The sequence below is a fragment of the Campylobacter sp. CNRCH_2013_0898h genome (assembly GCF_025772965.1).
Classification (GTDB): Bacteria; Campylobacterota; Campylobacteria; order Campylobacterales; family Campylobacteraceae; genus Campylobacter_D; species Campylobacter_D lari_D.
This window is the reverse complement of the sequence record NZ_JAKMTD010000040.1, coordinates 1-627: the sequence shown is the minus strand read 5'-3', so window position 1 is coordinate 627 and position 627 is coordinate 1. Positions and strand designations below refer to the sequence as shown.

The window sequence follows — 627 nt, the reverse complement described above, 5'->3', positions numbered from 1 at the left end:
ACCTTAGCTCCCCCATCATATAATAAAATTTTATTCGTTTTTTTTTCTACATCTAATATACCGCCATTAGGTGTATAAATTTCATAAGTTTCACTCATTTTTATCCTTTCATCCTATATACAAACCATCTTCCATGATTATAGTAGTGGCTAATGAAATTCATTATTTTTACTCTTTTATATTATGTTCTTTAGCATAAGCTAGTATTTTAGCTCGAAGTTCCTCTGGAAAATTATATCTATATATGGCGGGAATTCTTGGATCAAGGAGTTTATCTAATTGATAATTTTTATAATCCCATTCTAATCTTTCTGGACTAAAATAATAAGGTGCATTAGGATAGCCTTGAGGTGGAGTTAGAGCTGCGAGTTTGGCCTCCAATACCAATGAATCCATAAATAATTTAGCCGATTCTTCGCTTCTATAATTATTTATATCTACATGGTAATTAATTGTCATACCATTTTGATACCCATCCATATAACGATCAAATTCTCTTCTGCTTTCATAAGTAGAATCTACATCCCTTGGATCTTTTATCTTACCCTCAACTATGTCACTTCTTAAGGCTTTATATATTTTTCCCCATGCATCAAAATTAAATTGATAAACATTTAAATCAATTAT

The 627-nt window shown here is 30.1% G+C and carries 1 pseudogene; it reads right to left on the bottom strand.

From position 1 onward, the window contains the following. Positions 1 to 168: 168 nt before the first annotated feature. A pseudogene (locus L8X50_RS08235) lies at positions 169 to 627 on the bottom strand (hypothetical protein); the annotation flags it as partial.